Genomic DNA, 18,856 nt, shown 5'->3' with positions numbered 1-18,856 from the left:
CAGGCGGATATGACTCATTTTCTGACGGCGGTAAACGCGGTAATTCCATTTTTGATTTATATTACATTCGGGTATGGTGTAAAGGCTTCGGGTATGATGGACGAAGCCTTTGCACGGCGGCTTAACAAGCTGATTTTTCAGGCTTTTTTCCCGATTATGATGTTCTACAATCTGTATCAGACCCAGGAGACGCCCATGCGGATGGGCAGACTGGTGGTTGTGGGCATTGCGGGGGAAGTGGTACTGATTGCGCTGCTTCTGGCGGTTGTCCCACGGCTGGTAAAGGAAAATGACCGGAGGGGCGTACTGATTCAGGCGGTCTACAGAAGCAATTTTGTGCTTTTTGCCGTTCCGCTGACGGAGAGCATTTTCGGACCATCCGGACTCACCGTCGCCTCCATGATGGTGGCGATTGTGGTTCCCTTTTACGGTGCAACGGCAGTGATTATACTGGAACACTTCCGGGGCGGCAGCTTCCACTTCGGGAAATTGTTGATCAAGGTGCTGACCAATCCCATGATTGTGGGCGCCATCGTGGGAGGAATCTTCCTGCTGCTGGGGATCCGGCTTCCGGCCTGTGTTGAAAAACCGGTGTCCCAGTTCTCCGCCGCCACCACTCCGCTGGCACTGTTCATCCTGGGCGGGACGCTGCAGTTCTCTTCCCTGAAAAGCAATCTGCGATTTATCATACCTGCAGTTTTCATGAAGCTTGTATTGATACCCACCGTCATGATAGCGGTATCCATAGCGGTGGGCATGGAACCGTTGGAGCGCTTTGTGCTGCTGACCATGTTCGCCACGCCTACCGCGGCAGCCTCCTTCCCCATGGCACAGAACATGGGCGGGGATGGCAAACTGGCCGGGGAGCTGGTGGTGTGCAGTACCCTTGTGTCCGTTGTGACCATTTTCCTCTGGGTGTTCGGGCTGAAGTCTGCGGGGTTGATTTGAGTGTATTTTGTATTCCTTTTATATTTTCATATATTTTTGATTCGGACTATTTGGCCTGTCAGGTATGGTACGCCTGATTAGCCCTATAGTCAGCATGGGATTAAGGATTTTTTCTCTGAAATACTTTTCTGTCTTGATGCCACAGAAATCTTGTAATTCCGCTCTGGTACGCGGAACTGTACAAAATTCCAGGAGAGAATTCAGGCGCCCGGTATCCAGTTTTATTTTCTCGTATAATTCGGCACCAGCTTCGGTACCAGGCAGAAATTGGATTGGTCCTACGGTAGCCGTGGCCGCCTCGCTTAAGGGTATGGTAGTTCGAAATACATTTCCTTCAACAAACTGTGGTTCCGCACCGGAATAAAGCAGGGTATATTTATAAGTGTTACGCATACCGGATCCCAATTCATCAGCCAGTCCAATTTCTCGGAATACCTTTGAGATTGGCGGATTCTTTGGGAATGGGTCGAAATTGGCAAGACTTAGACTGCCAAAGCTGTGGGCACGGTTGGCATTTTCTGTGTATAGCTGAGGCATATCAAGCGATGAAATAATTCTTTTGGGTTTTCCTGTCATTCCTCCTTCTCAATCGTATCCTTAATATCCTGCATATGGGAATCCAGCAGGGCGCTCAGTTCCGCGCATTCGTAAAGTCTGGCCCCGGTTTTGGCCAGGATTTCAGGGGAGAGATTCTTCTTGTAGCGCAGCTGATGCTCCAGGTTGGCCCAGAACTCCATTGCGATGGTGCGCAGCTGTACTTCCACTTTCATGAATCTTTTCTCATCCTGGAGAAAAATAGGCACCTCCACAATCAGATGGAGACTCCGGTAACCATTTTCCTTCGGATTCTGAATATAGTCTTTTCTCTTGATGAGGGTGATATCATCCTGCTGCAGGAGACAGTCCGCAAGCATATAAATGTCGTCCACAAAGGAGCAGATGACACGCACGCCGGCCACATCAAAAATATTGTCTTCGATGGCCTCCATGGTATAGGGCAGATTTTTCCGAATCAGTTTATTGCGGAGGCTTTCCGGAGATTTCAGGCGATTCTGGATAGTGTCTATGGGATTTCGGTCATGATAGATGGAGAAACGCTCGTTCAGGACACGGAATTTGGTCTCTACTTCCATAATGGCACAGCGATAGCAGGACATTAAATCCTTCGCGGAATCAAAAAAATCCTGGAATAGCCGGATGGATTCTTCGTCGAAGACATCTGTCAGTTTATCGCGAAGCAGCTGGGTGGGTTCGGTGTTGTTGTTCATGGAATAGGTCCTTTCTATGGGTTATCTTTTGCCTGGACCACATCTTTGGCAGGCGGTTTTCAGGGTAAGGAATTTACAGTCTTTTCGCTCATTACTTCTTTGGCCATTGTACCATATTATTTATTGATTCAGGTCAACTTAATTGAATTTTAATTTATTCAGGGGCTGTTGGGAAATAACTAATACACAGATCCTCAATACAGTATAGATCATAATGCTTGACAATTTATACCTTGTCCTGTACAATCATCTTTCAACTGGAATTCGCACTGTGAATTTATACTGCTTAAGAGTTAAGATTTCATTGTAAGTGCCGTAGGGAATTCACAGGTTATGGAAAGGAATGACTATTGGTATGGATGAGCGTATAGAAAAGCAAATTGCATTTGCCCTGGAGATAGATAAGGTGAAAAATGTATTCAGGCAGACCCATTTATCTTCTCATGGAAGAAACGAAAACGACGCGGAACATTCCTGGCATATGGCTGTTATGGCATATCTGCTGAAAGAGTATGCAAATGAAGAGGTGGATATCTCAAAAGTAATGCTGATGTGTCTGATTCATGATATTGTTGAAATCGATGCGGGAGATACTTATGCGTACGATGCAGAGGGCCTGAAAACACAAAGGGCCAGGGAAGATGCCGCTAAGGAACGTATATTTTCAATTCTTCCGGAAGAGCAGAAAAAAGAATTTATCACATTATTTGACGAATTTGAGGCCTGCGAAACCGCAGAATCTAAATTTGCACACGCGATGGACAATTTCCAGCCTCTTATGCTGAATAACAGCAATCATGGCGGCGACTGGAAAGAGCATACTGTCACTGCAGAACAAGTCTATAAAAGGCAGGGAAAAACAAAGCTGGGGTCGGAAAAGCTGTTCGAGGTAACAGACCGGATGATTCAGGATAATATACGAAAAGGGAATTTGAAGAGTTCTCCGGAATAATTCTGAATTTAGAAGAAAGTTGTGGGAGAAAAATATGACAGAGCTGACATCTATGATAAATATTGGCAGGGAACTGGCAAAGAAGCTGGGTTCCGTGGGGATTGGTTCGGCGGAGGAACTGACCCGCTCCGGCGCCGAAGGGGCTTTTTTGAAATTAAAAGAAAAGTATCCAAATGTCTGTCTGGTACATTTGTATGCCTTAGAGGGAGCGATCTGTAATTTGGAATTCAACAGTCTTCCGGAGGGCAGGAAGAAAGAGCTGAAAGAGTTTAGTGATTTTCTGAAGAATTTTAACTGAAAAAGAAAGGGGTGAAATTGTCCATGAAATATATCCGAGATAACTTCTCAGTACAGTTGACATGACTGTCGGCAGATTGTGCTGAGGAGAAGAAAACCTGCTGACAGCCGCAACTGTACTGGTCCGATGATACTATCAACATTGGAAAAGGAGTACAGCGATGCGCTATATGAAAGATATTTTGAAAAATAACAGAAATTTGGTTATTGTATACCTGTTAATCAGCTTTTTTAATGCTTTTATGGCAAACTATAAGGCAGATTATTTTCAGAAGATTGTGGACGGGCTGACGGACAGGACGATAACTGTTGGTGGGATCCTGCTTTATGGGATTGTGCTTTTTGTTCATTATGGAATGAACTATCTGGATAATTATCCGTCTGCTAAGCTTGAAAATGAGATTTATTTGGATTTCAAGCTGGCGGCGTTGCAGAAAATCGGCAGACTGGATTATGTGAAATACCAGAAGCTGGGGACAGGAAAGTTGGTACAGCAGATTGAAAATGGTGCCGCCGCAGGGAAAGGTGTCCTCTATGACTTCTGGTTCTGCGTTGTCAGAAATCTGGTTCCCACAATCCTTTTCAGTCTGTACTTTATCTGGAGAATAGACAAAAATATCACCTGTTTTCTCGTGGCAGGATATATTGTGGTATTTTTCGTCACAAATTTACTGCTGAAGGGATTGTATCAGATCAAGGAAAAGATATTGACCAACGAGGAAGAACTGAATCATTTCCTTGTGCGCGGTTTTATGGAAATGCCGCTTTTTCGGTTGAAAGGCCAATCCTCCAATGAAATAAAAAAGGTATTGGGGGCGAAGCGGATTATCGTGTCATCCAAAGTGAAAATGACCATGATACACGAGGCATTTTTTACTATATTTGCGTTTTTGGTTGCCTGTCTGGATATTGGAATTCTGGTCTATGCATGGAAAAACAGCCGTTTATCTGTTGGCGCGGTGGTGGCTTTAATCACATTGATCGATAATGCGTACACTCCTATTGCCATTTTTAACGTGATTTATGTTCAGTATAAGCTGAATTTAACGGCATGGAGCCGTTTTACGGGACTACTGGATTTGAAGGAGGATACGCAGCTAAAACAGGGAACGGATTTTGCCACGCTTTCAAAGGAGATTCGGATTGAGAATTTATCCTATTCCTATGAGGAGAACTCCGATGGGAATAAGAAAGTACTGAAAGATGTGAGCCTGACCATTAAAAAGGGTGAAAAAGCAGCCTTTGTGGGGGAATCTGGTTCGGGGAAATCGACGTTGACCAAAATACTGGCAGGCTTGCTCAAGTATGAGGAGGGAGAGGTCCTTTTTGACGGTGAACCGTTAAAAAATATCTCATTGGAATCCCTGTACGGAAAGTTGTCTTATTTCTCACAGGACACTCCCGTTTTTGACGGTACAATCAGAGAGAACCTGACGTTCGACAATCCGGCCTCGGAGGCCGATATCCGGGTGTGCCTGGAGCGGATACAGCTTCTGCCAATGCTTGAGGCATCAGAGGAGGGACTGGATACCAGAATCGGCGAAAAAGGAACCTTGCTGTCGGGCGGAGAAAAGCAGAGACTTGCGCTGGCCCGGCTTTGGTTCGAGACGCCCGACATCGTTATCCTGGATGAGGCCACATCTGCTTTGGATCATGTGACGGAAAGCATTGTCATGAAGCATGTTTTGGAGCAGGTGAATCATGCCACAGTGGTTGCCGTCGCTCACCGGCTGACTTCCATCAGCGGATTTGACAAAATTTTCGTATTTCGAGACGGAAGGATTGTGGAGAGAGGAACATTTGAGGAATTGCTGGCTAATAATGGCTACTTTGGGGAGCTGTACAGGAAAGAAAAAGAACGGATCTGTTCCTGAGAATCTTGAAGAACGGATGCCAGCAGGAAAAGGCAGGATTGTAAATGAATTATAAAAAGCTTGTTCATTCTGAACTGCGGCACATAGCCAGAAAGGTGCCATATAACAAGGCAGTCATATGGTTTGCCAATATTTTTCAGGTGATATCTTTTCGATTCACAAGGATACCTGAGAAAATTATGCATAGAAATATTCTTCTGGAAGGATATAAGGGACTGAAATTTAGAGTGGAAATATTTGAGCCGTCCGATGGCAGAGAAAAACTTCCCTGTCTGATTTACGTGCATGGAGGGGCATTTAGTTACAAGGCTTCCGCCTATCATAAGAAACTTGCCTGCATATATGCACAGAAAGCAAACTGCAAGGTGTTTTTGCCGGATTATCATCTGACACCCGGGCATCCATATCCGGCGGCCTATGAGGATGTTCTGGCATTGTGTCGATATGTGATGAAAAATGGGGAAGTATTAGGAATCGATTCGGAGAAGATTGGACTGGCAGGAGACAGTGCCGGTGCGGCAATTGCCGCGTTGATTTGCAATCGTTATGAACAGGAAAATCTGATACGGCCATGTATTCAGATGCTGGTATATCCACTGACGGATATAGATATGCGGACAGAGACCATGAAGAAATTTTCAGATACCCCATTATGGAACTCGAAAAATAACAGACGGATGTGGTCGTATTATTGCGGGAATTTGAAAAAGGAGGATGCATACGGCGCGTCTCCGATGCATAGCGCTTTGCCGCGAAGCATTCCGGATACCTATGTCGAAACTGTGGAATATGATTGCTTACATGATGAAGGGATTCTGTATGGAAAGAGATTGCGGGAAGCCGGGGCGAATGTTGAGATAAACGAGACCAGAGGAACCATACATGGCTATGATTCCGCGATAAATACGAAAATCGCAATCAGAAATATCAAAAGGCGTATTTCCTTTTTGAAGAAAGGGTATATAATAAATATCTAATATTCGGAGGGTATAATGATGCAATCAAATATCATCATGTACACTACAGAAGATGGAATCACAAAAATAGAAGTTACATTTGACTATGACACGGTTTGGCTTTCTATAGATCAGATGGCTGAATTATTTCAGCGTGATAAAAGTGTAATTGGTAAACATGTAAGGAATATTTTTAAAGAGGGCGAATTAGTAAAAGAAGCAGTATGGGCAAAATTTGCCCATACTGCTTCTGACGGTAAGAACTATCAGGTGGATTTCTATAATTTGGATGTTATTATTTCTGTTGGTTATCGGGTAAAATCCCTTAGAGGAACGCAATTCAGAATATGGGCGACTTCTATTTTGAAGGAATATATGAAAAAAGGATTCGTACTGGATGATGATAGACTTAAAAATCTTGGAGGCGGAAACTATTTCGATGAATTATTGGATCGTATCCGTGATATCCGTTCTTCTGAAAAAGTATTTTGGAGAAAAGTATTGGAAATATATGCAACCAGCATTGATTATGATCCGAAGGCAGAGAGTTCAATTTTATTTTTCAAGCAGGTACAAAATAAAATGCACTGGGCGGCTCATCAGCATACAGCGGCAGAAGTAATTTATCAACGGGCAGATGCGGATAAAGACAATATGGGATTAACATCGTGGGCTGGAAGAGAGATTAAACGTTCTGATATAGAGATTGCAAAGAATTACTTAAATGAAAAAGAAATAGATGCGTTAAATAAAATCGTTACGGCGTATTTGGATATTGCAGAAGTCCATGCCCTGAATCAAGAACCGATGTATATGAAAGACTGGCTGGAAACTATTGATGACTATCTGAAAATGACAAGAAGGGATATTTTAACTGCAAAAGGAAGAGTTACACATAAACAGGCTCTTGAAAAGGCACATGGAGAATATGAGAAATATCGAAAAAAGCAGGAGGATATCCTTTCTCCGGTGGAATGCCATTTCCTTGAAAGTATAGAGGAATTAAAGGAGTTGGAAGATAAAAAATAATTTTTTGTCGTGGGACTGACATACGAGTGTCGGAGCCAATATCAGCCAGAAAAAGGGGCTTGACAGCAATCCGTTTCAGCCCGTATAATGAATACATTCGTTGTTGACTATGGCAGCGATAAAAAAGAAAGAGAAAATTCAGGAGGATTTTGCATGTTAAGTGTGGCTGTAAGGATGGAAAGAGCAAATTAAATATTGCGGGTTGATTTCCTGTGAGAAGGCAGGGGTCTGCCCATTTGCCGGCGGCGGAGCCGCAGGCGCTTTCACCTTACAATCGCTTCATATTGTGGTATCTATCCGGATATTATAAGCATGGCTGTATGGTCATGCTGTTTTTTTGCACAGACCTTGTGTACAAATGGTGCGGCATTTAAATGTGTCATTGGCATGACATATGGACTGTGCGGCGAGTAGCGGAGAAGATGTTTTCTGCTCGATTATTGTGGGAAAACTGCTTTGCAATAAAAAGTCCGGTTATATATACAGGAAAACCATGGTATCTTTGCGCGCAGGGAGACCATGGTTTTTTGTGTGATTGTTTTGTGAATGTTCTGCGGACGGAAACCAATCCTGTGAGGGCGGAACTTAGATAATGAAAGGATGAAAAAATGAACATCGAAAAGCAGATAGAATTTGACAAAATAAAAGAAATATGGACAGCTCTGGCGGTGACGGACCAGGCGAAGGAGAACATCAGAAATACGACATTTTACCTGTCGGAAAGCGAGCTGAGAAAGCAGCTGCGAGACACCATGGACAGCAGAAAGCTGATTGAGAAGCTGGGCACGCCGCCATTGCAGAATGTGGAGGAAGCGAAGGAGATCCTGATGATTGCGGAAAAGGGGGACTGCCTGACGCCTTATCAGCTGGAGCGGGTGGAAAGGGTACTGGCGGCCATAGGGAGGATGAAGAGATACCTGGAGAAAGGAAAGGAAGACGATAATCCTCTGGCCTATTACGAAGAAAATCTGGACGCCGTGGAGGAGCTGCGGGAAGAAATCGGCAGACAGATCAGAGGCGGCGAGGTAGATGATTATGCGTCCAGGGAGCTGTCGCAGATCAGAATCCGGATGGCCGGTTGTGAGGAGCAGATGAAGCAGAAGGCGGAACAGGCCATGCGTTCCCAGAAAGAATGCATGGCTGACCTCTACTGTACCACACGAAACGGAAGAATCTGTGTGCCTGTGAAAAAGGAATATAAATTCAGGATTTCGGGGACAGTGGTGGATAAATCTGCCAGCGGAAGCACCCTGTTCATAGAACCCACAGCCGCGGCCAGATACTATGAAGAGCTGCAGCAGCTGAAAATCAGCGAGGAAAATGAGGTATACCGTATTCTGTATACACTGACAGCTATGCTGGGGGCGTCTGCGGAGGCAATGAAAGAGAATATCAGAGTAATGGAAGTGCTGGATTTCATCCTGTCAAAGGGAAAGCTCAGCATCGACCTGGGTGCGACAGAGCCTTGTATCAATACGGAGCGCAGGATTGTGTTAAAGGACGCCAGGCACCCGCTGATGGACAGGGAGAGGAACGTACCACTGCAATTTGAAATCGGGGACACTGCCAGAGGCGTTGTGATTACCGGGCCCAATACGGGAGGGAAGACGGTGGCCATCAAGACTGTCATGCTGAACTGCATAATGGCCCAGTGCGGCCTTCATGTTACCTGCAGGGAAGCGGATATCTGCATGAACAGCGCCTACCTGTGTGATATCGGAGACGGGCAGAATATTGCGGAGAACCTGTCTACCTTTTCGGCACATATCAAAAATGTGCTGGAAGTACTCCGCGAAGTGGACGCGGAAAGCCTGGTTATTATGGATGAGCTGGGGTCCGGTACCGACCCGGCGGAGGGCATGGGAATCGCGGTGGCCATACTGGAAGAGCTGCGCAAAAGCGGTGCCCTGTTTCTTGTCACAACCCATTATCCTGAGATAAAGGAGTATGCGGACAGGACGGAAGGACTTGTCAATGCCCGTATGACCTTCGACAGGGAGACTTTGAGCCCTACTTATCAGATGGTAATCGGGGAAGCGGGAGAGAGCTGCGCTTTCCATATTGCGGACAGACTGGGAATGCCCCGGGAAATGCTGGAAACGGCAGTCCGCGCGGCTTACGGGGATGCCGCCGTGGCAGGATATTTTGGCAGGAGAAACCGGGAAGATATGGAGAGGAGCAGGACTGATGCGAAAAGAAGCATGCCGGAAAAAGGGAGGCCAGCAGAAAGCAGGGGAGCCACAGAAAATAAGAATATGCCAGGGACCGAAAAGACAATAGAAAAGAGGAATATGGCAGAGCACGAGAAGGCCGCAGAAAGAACGGATACGGCGGAAAAGGAAAGAACAGCAGAAAAAAAGGGTATATCAGGGAAAGAGAAAGCAGGAAAAGTGAAAGCAGGAAAGGAGAGAACAGAGAAAACCAGCCCTGGAAAAATTATCAAAATCAAAAAGGCAAAACCCAGGGAGGACCTGAGCACAAAATACAGACTGGGTGACAGCGTCATGGTTTACCCGGACAAAAAGATTGGCATTGTATGCAAAACCATCAATGAGAAAGGGGTACTGCGGGTACAGCTGCCGGACCGGAAGATATGGATTAATCACAAGCGGGTCAGGCTCCATGTGGCGGCAGAAGAACTGTACCCGGAGGATTATGACTTTAACATTCTCTTCGAGACGGTGGCCAACCGGAAAATCCTGCATGATATGGACAGGAAGTATACGGAGGAGATTGTCCGGCGCGGGGAATAACAAGGTAAAGTGGTTTTGAAGCCGGCAAAGACGAAGCTGAAGGTAGTGGGGGATTAGGAGAAAGCAATAATCAAAAATGGGATGCGTTTCCATTTAGGCACGCATCCCATTCCTTTTTACCAATATTGCTTTACTGTCTCATTAGATTCACTTTCAGATAAATGGAACATCTCTGCAATCTGTTTTATTGTGTCTGTAAAAGACACTCCCAGATTTTTGCACACTAAAACGGCCCCTTTGATCTGACCAACTAATTCGCTTTCTTCCCTCGTCTGCTGAATTGCCAAACACATATTCACCGCTTCTTTCCCTTCGGGATATTCCAACTTGGATCCCGTAACAATATTTATTACTTCAGCCGCCTGTCTTTCCATGCTTTGAAATTTTATGTCTTCCTCTACGATCTTATTTAGAGTCTGCTTGTCTTTAGAATACTTAATATATAGCATTAAGGGTTGATCTTCTGATCCCCATGGTATAAAAGCTGGTTAAACGCATCTGCAAAGACTATCGGATTCCCTATATATTCCTTTGTTATAGTATCTATCTTTCCCGTGATGAAAATTCCTTTCTTCCATGGGAAGATATTTCCCATTGGGAGGGGTTTTTCCCATTGATAACAGTATACGCTGAAAAAGGTTTTTTCTCAATAGTCTTTTTAAAATCGTTTAAAGGATTTCAGCAGAATTAAAGTTGAACTATTTGACCTTACACCCTCTTATTTTGAACTCCCAAACAACCCCCATGCGCCTAATTTACGGTATTCTCAGCAAATTCCCCATCTTGTCCAGTACCCAATCTGGGGAATGGCAATGCAACAGAGGAGAGGAACTTTCTATGGGACAAAAAGACTACGAGAAAAGGGTTGACAAAATGGAAAATCTGCCCCATAATAAAACGTATGTTGCAAAACGAATGTTTTAAATAAAGGAGAACCTGCCATGCCCCCAAAAGCAAAATTTACCAAAGAGCAAATCATGGAAGCGGCGTTGCAGCTTGTGAGACAAAATGGTGTGGATGCCCTCACGGCCAGGGCATTGGGAGATAAGCTTGGGAGCTCTGCGAGGCCGATTTTTACCGTATTTCAAAGCATGGAGGAAGTGCGGCAGGGTGTTGAGACGGCTGCCAGGCGGCTCTACGACAGATATGTGGCGGCCGGACTGGAACAGACCGGTATGCCGGCGTTCAAGGGAGTAGGGATGCAGTATATTAAATTTGCCCGCAGTGAGCCAAAGCTGTTTCAGCTGCTCTTTATGACGGAGCAGGCGCGGAAGCCGGACGTAACGGAGGTCCTTCCCGTAATCGACGACAATTATCTGCAGATTCTGGCATCCATCCGGAATTGTTATCCGCTGAATCAGGAGGATTCCGAATGGATGTATCGGCATTTGTGGATTTATACTCACGGAATTGCGGTGCTTTGTGCCACCGGACTGTGTGCTTTCACCGAGGAAGAAATCGGCAGGATGCTGACGGAGGTCTTCACAGCGCTGCTGAAGGAGGTCGGAAAATGATAGAGGTAAATGAAATAACCAAAAGCTATGGAACCCACGAGAATCGGTTTCAGGTACTGAAAGGGATCAGTACAAAAATAGAAAGTGGAGACTTCCTTGTGATACTGGGAGCCTCAGGATCCGGTAAATCCACTCTGCTGAACATCATTTCGGGCCTTGAGCGTCCGGATGGGGGCAGCGTGGAGTATGACGGCAGAGACATTACGGAACTGTCGGACAATGAACTGACGGCGTTTCGCAGGGAAAAAGTCGGCTTTATATTCCAGCAGTACTATCTCCTGCCCAACCTGACGGTGGAAAAGAATGTCCGGATGGGAGCGGATCTGGCGGGGAATACCGACTATCCGGATATTATAAAGGCCGTGGGGCTGGAAGAAAAGAGGAAAAAATATCCGGGTGAACTTTCCGGAGGAGAACAGCAGCGAGTGGCTGTTGCAAGAGCGCTTGCCAAAAGGCCGGAGGTGCTGTTCCTGGATGAGCCTACCGGCGCCCTGGACGAACAGACTGGCAGGCAGGTGCTGGATTATATCTGCAGATTGCAGGAGGAATACCGATTCACTATCGTGATGGTGACACATAATCTGAATATCGCGGAGATGGCCAATACCGTTATCCAGATGAACAGCGGGCGGATAGTGGATATCCGGTGCAATGCATCGCGGAAGAACGCATATGAGATAGGGTGGTGAGTAAAATGGTAGTAGGAATCAAGGACGGCGCAAAACTGATAGGAATTTCCATTATTACCTGCTGTGCGGTGCTGGTCTGCACCATGTTCCTGAATTTCTATTTTGATGTCCTTCTGATAGAGAATAAAATTTCATCAGAACCGGCAGTGCTTTTCTACCAGGCCCAGGTATCCACGGCAAAGGTAGTCTGTCTGGTCAGCGGCGGCTGCCTCCTTATGACTTCTGTGGTGATGCTGTTTTTTTACTGCAAGCATTACATAGATATCCATAAAAAGGAGCTGGGCATTCTGAAAGCGCTGGGATACTCCAATCTGAAGATAGCAAAGGGCTTTCGGATATTCGGAATCAGCGTCCTCATGGGAGCGCTGCCGGGCTTTTGTGGTGCGTTTCTTCTGATGCCTTTGTTTTATGAATTACAGAATAAAGATAGGATTTTGCCCGAGATTGTCATTCAATTCCATCCCATCATTCTGCTGTATTTTGTGGCATTGCCTACGATTGGGTTTGCGGTTCTTGCGGTGGCTTATGCATTTTTCCAGCTGAGAGCGCCCGTGCTGCTGCTTTTGAAGGATGGACAACAGCTCCGGGTCAAAGCGGGAAAACCCAAAACAGGAAAAGCCCAGACAGGAAAAATCCAAACAGGAAGGGCCCAAATAGAAAAAAACCAGCAGGAAAGTCTAAAACAGAAAAACTCAAAATAGGGAAAGTAAAAGCGGGAAAGGTCAAAACAGACAGGGACGAAGACCTGCCCTTTCTGACAGATCTGAGAAAACATACACTGCGAGAAAAGAAAATCCTGCTCTTTTTTATCATTTTCGCTTCCTTTTGTTTTTCCTCCATGACGCAGATGTCCGCCGGCATGAAGGAACTGGCCAGCGTGATGATGGGGGCCATGATGCTGATCATCGGAATGATTCTGGCATGCACCACGCTGTTCCTGGCCATCGCCACAGTAATCAAGGGCAATACAAAAACCATTGCCATGATGCGTGTATTCGGCTATTCCCGGAAGGAATGCAGCAGGGCGCTTCTGGGTGTATATCGTCCCCTGGCGTATGTGGGGTTTGCACTGGGAACGGGGTACCAATATGGGCTTCTGAGGCTGATGGTGGATGTTGTGTTTCGGGATATAGAGGGCGTGCCGGTATATGAATTTGACTTTCCGATGATGCTGCTTTCACTTGCCCTTTTTACGATATTTTATGAAACTGTGATGTATTGTTTTTCCGATAAAATCAGGAAAATATCCGTGAAGGAAATCATGCTGGAGTGAGAAGGAAAAGAGCGATGCGTCAGCATCGCTCCGGTTCCGGATAATCCATCCCAAAGGTCTCCACGGTTACACTCTTCATGACCTGATTCTCATAAGGCCTGTCGGAATAGCTGTCGGTGGGCGTCTCGGCAATCTTATTTACCACATCCATTCCTTCGATCACTTTCCCGAATGCGGCATACGATCCGTCCAGATGGGGCGCATTCTTATGCATGATGAAGAACTGTGAACCGGCGGAGTCGGGAGCCATGGACCGGGCCATGGACAGCACGCCTGCGGTATGTTTCAAGTCGTTAGCAACGCCATTCTGGGAGAATTCCCCTTTGATACTGTAGCCGGGGCCGCCCATGCCGGAGCCTTCCGGACAGCCGCCCTGAATCATGAAGCCCCTGATGACACGGTGGAAAATCAGGCCGTCATAGAACTTTTTATTAATGAGGCTGATGAAATTGTTCACGGAAATGGGGGCTACATCGGGATACAGTTCCAGGCGAATGACACTGTCGTCATTCATGGTAATGGTTACAATCGGATTTTTTGCCATAATAGATATCCTTTCTGGTGAAAATAGTTTATAATGTAATTCATGTCATAGTGATTGTAACCGAAAAAAGCGGTATCGTAAAGGGGGAAGTGAATGGGATGTACTTAAAAAAGAAAAAAGTTCTTATAGACGGTACGGAGCGGATCCTATATATAACAGATCATAAAGATACCGCAGAGCAGCTGCGGGCGGCAGGAGAGGCCGTACTGATTTATCTTCACGCCGATAATCGGGATCAGGATTTTTCGGGGTATCTGTTTGCCGTGGAGGATCCGGAAGATCTGGAACCGGAATATGTGGAGCGGGTCTACAGGAGACTGAAAGGACTGCCCTGGAATATTCTGGAGACGGCAAGCTGTCTCGTTCGAGAGACGACGCCGGAGGATGTGGATGTTTTCTATCGGATTTACAGCAATCCTGCCATTACCAGATATATGGAAACACTATATCCGGAGGTGGAGCAGGAGAAGCAATATGTCCGGGAGTATATTGAAAAGGTGTATACTTTTTATGGCTTTGGCGTCTGGACGGTGGTGGAAAGGGAGAGCGGAGCGGTGATCGGCAGGGCCGGTATTTCCTACAGAGAGGGCTTTGAAGAGCCTGAGCTGGGATTTATTATAGGTGTTCCCTGGCAGGGAAAGGGATATGCATATGAGGTCTGCGAAGCGATTCTGGGCTATGCCTCCGCGGCGCTGGGATTTACCAGGATTCAGGCGCTGGTGGAGACAGAAAATCTTCCTTCCCTTCGATTATGCCGGAAGCTGGGATTTGACTATGATTCAAAAATTGCATTGAGAGAGAGGGAGTATTATCGCCTGATAATCACAGAGCTCCCTCCGTGGAGGAGAGAGCTTCTGTGAAAAGAATTGCGGAGAGCGACATCACGGTCTGGGAAAGCATCTTGACTGACGCTTTCCACAGGCTCCGGACGGGTGTCATTGTCCGCCATAGAAAATCTGCGCAATGGGAGAATCCGGAGACAGGATGACAGTTTTGTTCTTCCCCTGCATGGATACTTTCAAAGCGTCCAGGCTTCTGACGAAAGAGTAGAATGCCTGTTTTGTCTCATCATTGTAGGCTTCGGAAAGAATCCGCATGTATTCGGCCTCCCCTTCGGCGACTAAAATGGCCGCTTCCTTTTCCGCTTCGGAGAGCAGAACGGTTACTTCCTTGTCGGTGGTATTTCTGATAATCTGAGCCTCGGAACTTCCTTCTGCAGTGTAGGTGGCGGCAATGTTGTCACGTTCGGAAATCATACGCTCATATACGGCGGCTTTGTTGTCGCCGGGCAGGTCAAGCTTCTTGGTCTCGAAGGCCAGCAACTCGATACCGTACTGATCCAGAGAAGTACCGATATTGGCGATAATAGCTGCGGACAGCTCCCCATCACGGCCGGAGATCACATCATCCTGGGTGGTGCTGCTGATGACATTTTTCGTAGAGTTGTATACGATGGCATCAAGCCTGCTCTCGGCATTCATGATGGAAGAGTTCAGTGTCTGGGCGAATTTCAGCGGATCGGAAATATGCCACAGGATGTAACTGTCACAGATCATGGTTTTCTTATCGCTGGTGATGACATCGGAGGAGGGCAGATCATACAGCAGGACCTGCCGGGGCAGTTTATCCACGCTCTGCAAGAAAGGAATTTTGAAGCTGACGCCGGCCTCGGTCACCACATGATCAATTCTTCCGAACTGACGTACCAGGCTGTATTCATTTTCTCTGGTGATGACGATGCTGGATGCACCTGTTATCAGAACCAAAAACACTACAACAATCAGTATTATTTTTTTCATTGTCTTCATCATTTTTCTCCTATTAAAATCGCTGCGGGACAGCACTAAAAAATAAAGCTCATCTGGCGCATGGCTTATGGATTTTGTGTATCGTCTGCGGCGTTGCCTGTAGTCTGAGCAGGCTGTGAAGTATCATCATCATTGCTTCCCGTAAAGGACTCCAGGGGATAAATGGTCTGCATATTGCCATCGGAGCTTTCGATGATAACCTTTAAATCCGGAAGTACATTTTCCATTGCCTCATAAAACATACGCTGTCTGGTGACCACTGGATTCTTGATATATTCTTCGTACATGGCGTTGAATCGTGCCACCTGGGCGGTAGCTTCGTTGATGCGCTCTGTCTTCTGGGCTTCTGCGTCCTTGATGATACCATCTGCCCGGGCCTGAGCGGATGGCAGCTGCTCGTTGCGGTATTTGTTGGCATTGTTCAGAGCGGTTTCCTTGCCCTGTTTGGCTGTTTCCACAGCCTTAAAGGCTTCCATGACTTCGGTGGTAGGGGGCTCGGAATCCTGAATTGTGATATTGACCAGCTGAATGCCGATATCCTGATCTGCCAGCCGTTTCAAAATCATTTCCTTGATGGACGACTGAATTTCATTCTTACCTGTGGTCAGGACATCATCTACCGGATAGCTTCCGATCACTGTTCGAATACAGCTCTGGCTGATGTTCCGCAGAATATCCATAGGATTCTGGGAGGCATACAGTGCTTTTACGGGGTCGCTGTAGCGATACTCCACATAAAAATCCACATCGATGAAGTTGAAATCGGATGTAATCATCAGAGACTCTTCTTCGTTGACTTCGTTGTGCTCGGTGTTATAACCGATGGCAAATCCCTGAATGGTGGTATTCACCTTACGGACCTGCTGGATAAAGGGTATCTTGAAGTGCAGACCGGGTTCGGTGACCGCCTGTGCTTTACCAAGAGTAATCAGCACAGCCTGTTCCTGCTCCTTGATTTCATAAGTGGAATTCAGTCCCAGAATCAGCAGGACGAGAACCAGTGCGGCAATGCCGAAAATCTTGCCGAAAGGCGTCTTTTTTCCGGGAGTGTGTTCTCCGTTGCTTCTGCCTCCGTCCATGGTTTCGAAACCGTTTTTCCAGTTGCGGAAAGAATCATTTCTCATTTTTGCCTCATTTCTGTGCCGCTTTACTGTACAAATCCTTACGTGGATTACGAGTCTGTGAAAAGCAGCGCGGAAACACATAACTCGCGTTGGTAACTACTAATTGTTAAAACCTATCATACGCCTTTATTGGAAAAAAGCAATAAAAACTGACGCACAATAGAAAAGGATAACGTGCTTCCGGTCGCGTTTATCGGGATATTGTACGATAACTTCGTAACAGTTCAGACAGGGCACTGAACTGTTACGCTGATGCACCATACAATAGAATGCAGGAAAAGCATTCTATTGTCAAGAAACGCAAAGGAAATGCGTTTTGGCGCCCGAAAGTCTCGCAAAATTGCACAGGAATGTGTCCCATGGACACATTGCAATTATTGACTTCGCGGTAGGGGGTGTCTGAACTGTTACATAACTTCAGACGATATGTCAAGATACACTGATAATTCAGTTTCTTTTTGATCAAAATAATGCTATAATAGCCGTGGACAAGCGATTGTCATAAAATTGGGGGGCGGACTTACATGAAGATAAAAGTGAAGGAAATGGCTTATGAACAGGTTCTGGCGCGGCCGGTGGGACGGCACAGGAGCCCTGTGCGGCCGCTGTGGATATTTCGGCTGCTGTTGAAGGTATTGTCCAGGTCTGATTTACGGGCAACTCATTTTACTCATCGAGAGATTGGCATGGAAAGACTGGGGAATAGAGAGCCCTGCCTGATTCTGATGAATCACTCCAGCTTTATAGATTTGAAAATAGCCGCGACGATACTGTATCCCCGTCCTTTTAATATTGTGTGCACATCGGACGGCTTCGTGGGGAAGAGCCGGCTTATGCGCGCAGCGGGCTGTATTCCCACGAAGAAATTTATCACGGACATGACGCTGGTGCGGGACATGCTGCATGCGTTGAAGAAGGCGAACAGCTCCGTGCTTATGTTCCCGGAGGCCAGCTACAGCTTCGACGGCACAGCCACACCTCTGCCGGACAGCATGGGGAAATGTCTGAAAATTCTGGGGGTCCCCGTGGTGATGATTCGCACTTACGGCGCTTTTGCCAGGGACCCGCTCTACAATAACCTGAAGCTGCGTCAGGTGGATGTGTCCGCGGATATGGAATATCTGCTGTCTCCGGAAGATATCCGGGAGAAAACGGCGGAAGAGCTGAACGAGATTCTGCGGGAGCAGTTTTCCTTTGATAACTTCCGCTGGCAGCAGGAAAATAATATCCGGATAGCGGAGGCTTTCCGAGCTGATTGTCTGAACCGGGTTCTGTACAAATATCCTCACTGCGGGACGGAGGGGAAAATGCTGGGAGAAGGCACGGAACTTTCCTGTGGCGCATGTGGGAAGAAATATGAACTGACGGAATACGGTTTCCTGGAGGCGAAGGAGGGGGAGACGGAGTTTAAGCATATTCCGGACTGGTACCGCTGGGAGCGGGAGAGTGTGCGGAAGGAGCTGGAAGACGGCGTCTATCGTCTGGATGTGCCTGTCACGATCTGCATAATGGTGAATACCAAATGTATTTACCGGGTGGGCAGCGGACGACTGGTGCACACGGCGGAAGGGTTCCATCTCACCGGCTGTGACGGCAGGCTGGATTATACCCAGAAGCCCGGGGCTTCCTACAGTCTGTATTCCGACTATTACTGGTATGAAGTGGGTGATATGATCTGTATTGGGAGCGGGGATGTGCTTTACTATTGCTTTCCAACGGAGGGCGGAGATGTGGTGGCAAAGACGAGACTGGCCACGGAGGAGCTTTATAAAATCACATGCCGGCGCCGCAGGGAGCGCCGGGGGTGATGATACAGAGCTCGCAGGC

General features: G+C 46.7%; 19 protein-coding genes. 13 read left to right on the top strand and 6 right to left on the bottom strand.

Annotation, left to right across the window (positions count from 1 at the left end):
* The first annotated feature begins 9 nt into the window (after positions 1-9).
* A complete protein-coding gene (locus tag NSB25_RS07575; RefSeq protein WP_103238824.1) occupies positions 10-948 on the top strand; it encodes an AEC family transporter in 939 nt (312 codons plus the stop codon).
* Positions 949-966: 18 nt separating this feature from the next.
* On the opposite strand, the gene NSB25_RS07570 is transcribed toward NSB25_RS07575, so the two are convergent.
* Together NSB25_RS07570 and NSB25_RS07565 are read right to left on the bottom strand one after the other, a co-directional pair.
* Positions 967-1,524 carry a Fic family protein gene (locus NSB25_RS07570; RefSeq protein ID WP_103238823.1) on the bottom strand — a complete coding sequence of 186 codons (558 nt, stop codon included), beginning with the start codon at positions 1,522-1,524 and terminating at the stop codon, positions 967-969.
* Positions 1,521-2,216 (bottom strand): GTP pyrophosphokinase, encoded by a 696-nt coding sequence (locus tag NSB25_RS07565; protein ID WP_103238822.1) that lies wholly within the window; start codon positions 2,214-2,216, stop codon positions 1,521-1,523. The genes NSB25_RS07570 and NSB25_RS07565 overlap by 4 nt, the downstream gene beginning before the upstream one ends.
* A gap of 355 nt (positions 2,217-2,571) precedes the next feature.
* Between NSB25_RS07565 and NSB25_RS07560 the strand changes: the two genes are divergently transcribed.
* From NSB25_RS07560 to NSB25_RS07535, 6 genes are all read left to right on the top strand, one after another.
* Positions 2,572-3,168, top strand: coding sequence for an HD domain-containing protein (locus NSB25_RS07560; RefSeq protein WP_103238821.1), 597 nt, complete (start codon positions 2,572-2,574; stop codon positions 3,166-3,168).
* Positions 3,169-3,202: 34 nt separating this feature from the next.
* Positions 3,203-3,466, top strand: coding sequence for a TfoX/Sxy family DNA transformation protein (locus NSB25_RS07555; RefSeq protein WP_103238820.1), 264 nt, complete (start codon positions 3,203-3,205; stop codon positions 3,464-3,466).
* A gap of 160 nt (positions 3,467-3,626) precedes the next feature.
* Positions 3,627-5,339 carry an ABC transporter ATP-binding protein gene (locus NSB25_RS07550; protein ID WP_103238819.1) on the top strand — a complete coding sequence of 571 codons (1,713 nt, stop codon included), beginning with the start codon at positions 3,627-3,629 and terminating at the stop codon, positions 5,337-5,339.
* A gap of 44 nt (positions 5,340-5,383) precedes the next feature.
* Complete coding sequence (locus NSB25_RS07545) at positions 5,384-6,316, top strand: alpha/beta hydrolase (RefSeq protein WP_103238818.1); 933 nt, start codon at positions 5,384-5,386, stop codon at positions 6,314-6,316.
* A gap of 15 nt (positions 6,317-6,331) precedes the next feature.
* Positions 6,332-7,324 (top strand): virulence RhuM family protein, encoded by a 993-nt coding sequence (locus NSB25_RS07540; protein WP_103238817.1) that lies wholly within the window; start codon positions 6,332-6,334, stop codon positions 7,322-7,324.
* Positions 7,325-7,932: 608 nt separating this feature from the next.
* Positions 7,933-10,077: an endonuclease MutS2 gene (locus NSB25_RS07535; protein ID WP_242982345.1), complete on the top strand. Its 2,145-nt coding sequence runs from the start codon at positions 7,933-7,935 to the stop codon at positions 10,075-10,077.
* Between the two features lie 116 nt (positions 10,078-10,193).
* Here the strand turns inward: NSB25_RS07535 and NSB25_RS07530 are convergent, their stop codons facing one another.
* Positions 10,194-10,526 carry a hypothetical protein gene (locus tag NSB25_RS07530; RefSeq protein WP_103238816.1) on the bottom strand — a complete coding sequence of 111 codons (333 nt, stop codon included), beginning with the start codon at positions 10,524-10,526 and terminating at the stop codon, positions 10,194-10,196.
* A 492-nt stretch (positions 10,527-11,018) separates the two neighbouring features.
* On the opposite strand from NSB25_RS07530, the gene NSB25_RS07525 reads away from it, so the two are divergent.
* From NSB25_RS07525 to NSB25_RS07510, 4 genes are all read left to right on the top strand, one after another.
* Entirely contained in the window at positions 11,019-11,591 is a 573-nt protein-coding gene (locus NSB25_RS07525; RefSeq protein WP_103238815.1) for a TetR/AcrR family transcriptional regulator, read from the top strand.
* A complete protein-coding gene (locus tag NSB25_RS07520; RefSeq protein WP_103238814.1) occupies positions 11,588-12,280 on the top strand; it encodes an ABC transporter ATP-binding protein in 693 nt (230 codons plus the stop codon). Before NSB25_RS07525 ends, NSB25_RS07520 begins: the two co-directional genes overlap by 4 nt.
* 5 nt (positions 12,281-12,285) lie before the next feature.
* Entirely contained in the window at positions 12,286-12,981 is a 696-nt protein-coding gene (locus NSB25_RS07515) for an FtsX-like permease family protein (RefSeq protein ID WP_103238813.1), read from the top strand.
* A 158-nt stretch (positions 12,982-13,139) separates the two neighbouring features.
* Entirely contained in the window at positions 13,140-13,553 is a 414-nt protein-coding gene (locus tag NSB25_RS07510; protein WP_172455004.1) for an FtsX-like permease family protein, read from the top strand.
* Positions 13,554-13,572: 19 nt separating this feature from the next.
* On the opposite strand, the gene NSB25_RS07505 is transcribed toward NSB25_RS07510, so the two are convergent.
* Positions 13,573-14,097 (bottom strand): peptidylprolyl isomerase, encoded by a 525-nt coding sequence (locus NSB25_RS07505; protein ID WP_103238811.1) that lies wholly within the window; start codon positions 14,095-14,097, stop codon positions 13,573-13,575.
* A gap of 17 nt (positions 14,098-14,114) precedes the next feature.
* Between NSB25_RS07505 and NSB25_RS07500 the strand changes: the two genes are divergently transcribed.
* Entirely contained in the window at positions 14,115-14,957 is an 843-nt protein-coding gene (locus NSB25_RS07500) for a GNAT family N-acetyltransferase (RefSeq protein ID WP_172455003.1), read from the top strand.
* 75 nt (positions 14,958-15,032) lie between these two features.
* On the opposite strand, the gene hflC is transcribed toward NSB25_RS07500, so the two are convergent.
* Positions 15,033-15,905 (bottom strand): protease modulator HflC, encoded by an 873-nt coding sequence (hflC, locus tag NSB25_RS07495; RefSeq protein ID WP_103238809.1) that lies wholly within the window; start codon positions 15,903-15,905, stop codon positions 15,033-15,035.
* A gap of 65 nt (positions 15,906-15,970) precedes the next feature.
* The gene (hflK, locus tag NSB25_RS07490; protein WP_242982344.1) at positions 15,971-17,029 is read right to left on the bottom strand and encodes an FtsH protease activity modulator HflK; all 1,059 of its coding nucleotides are present in this window, start codon (positions 17,027-17,029) and stop codon (positions 15,971-15,973) included.
* A gap of 524 nt (positions 17,030-17,553) precedes the next feature.
* Here hflK and NSB25_RS07485 point away from each other — a divergent pair.
* Positions 17,554-18,837, top strand: a complete 1,284-nt coding sequence (locus NSB25_RS07485; RefSeq protein WP_103238808.1) for a lysophospholipid acyltransferase family protein — start codon at positions 17,554-17,556, stop codon at positions 18,835-18,837.
* Positions 18,838-18,856 lie beyond the last annotated feature (19 nt).

The organism is Acetatifactor muris, assembly GCF_024623325.1.
Taxonomy (GTDB): Bacteria; Bacillota; Clostridia; order Lachnospirales; family Lachnospiraceae; genus Acetatifactor; species Acetatifactor muris.
The sequence above is the reverse complement of the archived record's forward strand: the minus strand, read 5'-3'. Positions and strand labels throughout refer to the sequence as shown.

What these genes read in the sequence shown, in the direction of transcription:
- NSB25_RS07575 (WP_103238824.1), top strand. Translation starts at nt 10, where the DNA reads ATGACTCATTTTCTGACGGCGGTAAACGCGGTAATTCCATTTTTGATT.
- NSB25_RS07540 (WP_103238817.1), top strand. Translation starts at nt 6,332, where the DNA reads ATGATGCAATCAAATATCATCATGTACACTACAGAAGATGGAATCACA.
- NSB25_RS07570 (WP_103238823.1), bottom strand. Translation starts at nt 1,524, where the DNA reads ATGACAGGAAAACCCAAAAGAATTATTTCATCGCTTGATATGCCTCAG.
- hflC (WP_103238809.1), bottom strand. Translation starts at nt 15,905, where the DNA reads ATGAAGACAATGAAAAAAATAATACTGATTGTTGTAGTGTTTTTGGTT.
- NSB25_RS07560 (WP_103238821.1), top strand. Translation starts at nt 2,572, where the DNA reads ATGGATGAGCGTATAGAAAAGCAAATTGCATTTGCCCTGGAGATAGAT.
- NSB25_RS07485 (WP_103238808.1), top strand. Translation starts at nt 17,554, where the DNA reads ATGAAGATAAAAGTGAAGGAAATGGCTTATGAACAGGTTCTGGCGCGG.
- NSB25_RS07550 (WP_103238819.1), top strand. Translation starts at nt 3,627, where the DNA reads ATGCGCTATATGAAAGATATTTTGAAAAATAACAGAAATTTGGTTATT.
- NSB25_RS07530 (WP_103238816.1), bottom strand. Translation starts at nt 10,526, where the DNA reads ATGCTATATATTAAGTATTCTAAAGACAAGCAGACTCTAAATAAGATC.
- NSB25_RS07525 (WP_103238815.1), top strand. Translation starts at nt 11,019, where the DNA reads ATGCCCCCAAAAGCAAAATTTACCAAAGAGCAAATCATGGAAGCGGCG.
- hflK (WP_242982344.1), bottom strand. Translation starts at nt 17,029, where the DNA reads ATGAGAAATGATTCTTTCCGCAACTGGAAAAACGGTTTCGAAACCATG.
- NSB25_RS07515 (WP_103238813.1), top strand. Translation starts at nt 12,286, where the DNA reads ATGGTAGTAGGAATCAAGGACGGCGCAAAACTGATAGGAATTTCCATT.
- NSB25_RS07520 (WP_103238814.1), top strand. Translation starts at nt 11,588, where the DNA reads ATGATAGAGGTAAATGAAATAACCAAAAGCTATGGAACCCACGAGAAT.
- NSB25_RS07565 (WP_103238822.1), bottom strand. Translation starts at nt 2,216, where the DNA reads ATGAACAACAACACCGAACCCACCCAGCTGCTTCGCGATAAACTGACA.
- NSB25_RS07510 (WP_172455004.1), top strand. Translation starts at nt 13,140, where the DNA reads ATGAAGGAACTGGCCAGCGTGATGATGGGGGCCATGATGCTGATCATC.
- NSB25_RS07535 (WP_242982345.1), top strand. Translation starts at nt 7,933, where the DNA reads ATGAACATCGAAAAGCAGATAGAATTTGACAAAATAAAAGAAATATGG.
- NSB25_RS07505 (WP_103238811.1), bottom strand. Translation starts at nt 14,097, where the DNA reads ATGGCAAAAAATCCGATTGTAACCATTACCATGAATGACGACAGTGTC.
- NSB25_RS07545 (WP_103238818.1), top strand. Translation starts at nt 5,384, where the DNA reads ATGAATTATAAAAAGCTTGTTCATTCTGAACTGCGGCACATAGCCAGA.
- NSB25_RS07555 (WP_103238820.1), top strand. Translation starts at nt 3,203, where the DNA reads ATGACAGAGCTGACATCTATGATAAATATTGGCAGGGAACTGGCAAAG.